Annotated in this window: 2 protein-coding genes; one reads left to right on the top strand and one right to left on the bottom strand. The window is 62.6% G+C overall.

Going from position 1 to position 2,086, the window contains the following annotated elements; genetic code table 11:
* Positions 1–391: 391 nt before the first annotated feature.
* The gene (locus tag NS365_RS22575; protein WP_058602546.1) at positions 392–769 is read left to right on the top strand and encodes a helix-turn-helix domain-containing protein; all 378 of its coding nucleotides are present in this window, start codon (positions 392–394) and stop codon (positions 767–769) included.
* A gap of 63 nt (positions 770–832) precedes the next feature.
* On the opposite strand, the gene NS365_RS24675 is transcribed toward NS365_RS22575, so the two are convergent.
* On the bottom strand, positions 833–2,086 hold a 1,254-nt coding region (locus tag NS365_RS24675), incomplete at its 5' end, for a hypothetical protein (RefSeq protein ID WP_058602545.1).

Genomic DNA, 2,086 nt, shown 5'->3' with positions numbered 1-2,086 from the left:
CGCATCACGGGATAAGAGAATCCCACAATCGCCGGAATTAATCGTACAAAAGGTAATTTAAGACCTTTCGTTCAGAATGGTCTTAGGCAATCATGCCCGGCTCTTGCGTGGGGCGAGGTTGGACATCGGCCGAGTTGCAAAAAGCGGCTGGCTTTCGCCATGGCATCGCGTTCCGATACCATGGCGAATAGTCAGTATAGATTAGAAATTCAATGGTCGCAAGTTGTATTGCGATGAAATGCACAGTCTGGAGTTGACGCTCGCATGGTTTCACTCATCGAACGAACGTCTGGATCGGCTTGCGCCGCGCCGATATGCCGTTGCTCGACATCCGAACCTCCGGTGAGTTGGGTCAGCCTAGTCCGTAGCCCTCTGGATAGAAGTCAGATCCGTGTCCATTGATCCCGTCGATTCCCATATCGGTTCTCGTCTCCGGGCACTGCGCACCGAGCAGAACCTGTCGTTGCAGGCGGTCGGGCATGGGCTCGGCGTCACCTACCAGCAGATCCGCAAGTACGAGTCAGGCGATAATCGCATCTCCGCGAGCACGCTCTATCGGCTCGCTGGTTTCTTCAACGTCGAGCCGTCCTATTTTTTCGAAGGCCTCCCCGGCGCGGGCTCCTGCGCGGTCGAGAGCGAAGCCGACCCCTCCATGCAGGCGGTGCTCGGGCGCATTCCCGATGCGCAGCTGCGGCATCATCTGGAAGGCTTGCTGCGCGTTCTCGATCAGCGCCGACCCAGCTCTCATCTCAGCGCGAACGGCAGCTGATCGCCCCCCGATCGGCCGCCACGTCTACACGCGTAGGTTCGTCGGACTCGCCGTCGGTGAGCTTTATCCGACGAGCCGAGCCTGACTGCACACGAGATCGTCCACGCGCACGTCCATCTCTCCGACGCGCACCCCGACCGCGGCCAGAACCGCGTTCAGGAGCGTGTCCACCGGCGAGACGGCGGCGGTGAGCAGTTCCTTGAGTGGATCGAGCAGGTTGCCGATCGGAAGCCCCAGCAATCTCAGGCGCGTTTCGCCGAGGACCGAGCCGAGGAGGCTGGTGAGGATCGACTTGGTTTCGCCGGACTTGGTGACGCCGCTGCCGATTTCGTTGCCCCTGAACGTGACGATCTTGAGCTTGTCGGCCGCCACGATCTGGGCCGAGCCCTCGACAACCGGCAAGCCCAGAACCTTGGCGATGATTGCCGGCTCCAGCCGGTCGTGAAGATGGACCTGGGCGAGGGACCGGCGGCTCGTGTCGCCGAGGGACAGGCGCGCGAGTCCCGGATGGATCGCGACTTTGACCTCACGCTCCCAAAGATTGTCGGAGCACGTCGCCGAGACGACCTCAGCCGTGCCGCCCGCCACGACGAGTTCGAGGGGAAGCTCGACCTTCGTGTTCAGAAGTCTGAGCGCGGGGCTTTCCAGAAGACCAAGCCGCAGCCGCATCTTGAGCTGGTCGGTGGCGATGGTCGCCTTTCTGTCGGACACGGCGAGGCTTTGCGCCGTCTTCATGCGCTCCCCCAAGACCAGGTCGAGCGAAACCGAGGCGAGGCCCGCCGCATCCACGCCGGTCGAAACTTCCATCCCGACATGGCTCTGGTCGAGCAGCGCGTTCACCAGACCGATGACGGAAATGGAGGAGGAGACGCGCGCGGCCACGTGACCCAGCGATGAACCGTGTAGCGCGGGATCGAGCGCCAGCGCATCGCCGAGCTTCACCATCGCGGCGGATGATTTCGTTTGCTGCGCCATCTTGCGCAGCGTGGCGGCAGCCGACTTGTTTCCCTTGGCATCGCTCTGGGCGGCCAGGAGATCGATCACCACCGAGAGCTTGAGAGGCGTTGTCAGAACGTGCCCCAGCGTCGCATTGACCGGTGATTCACCCAGAGCCTGCGCGACATCGGACAGAAGCGGCTTGAGCGGCAGGCTCGTGGTGAGAAGCGCGTTGTAATCGGCGATCTTGAGGTCGAGCGAGATGCCCAGAAGGTTGCCCAGAAGGGCGTTGACGATCTTGGGTTCGACGCTCGCCAACCGGCTCCCGGCCGAGAGCGAAACGATGGGCGTGCGGGCCGCCTCGGCCTGCGTGCCGACGGT

This window comes from Aureimonas ureilytica (assembly GCF_001475935.1).
Taxonomy (GTDB): domain Bacteria; phylum Pseudomonadota; class Alphaproteobacteria; order Rhizobiales; family Rhizobiaceae; genus Aureimonas; species Aureimonas ureilytica_A.
The sequence above is the reverse complement of the archived record's forward strand: the minus strand, read 5'-3'. Positions and strand labels throughout refer to the sequence as shown.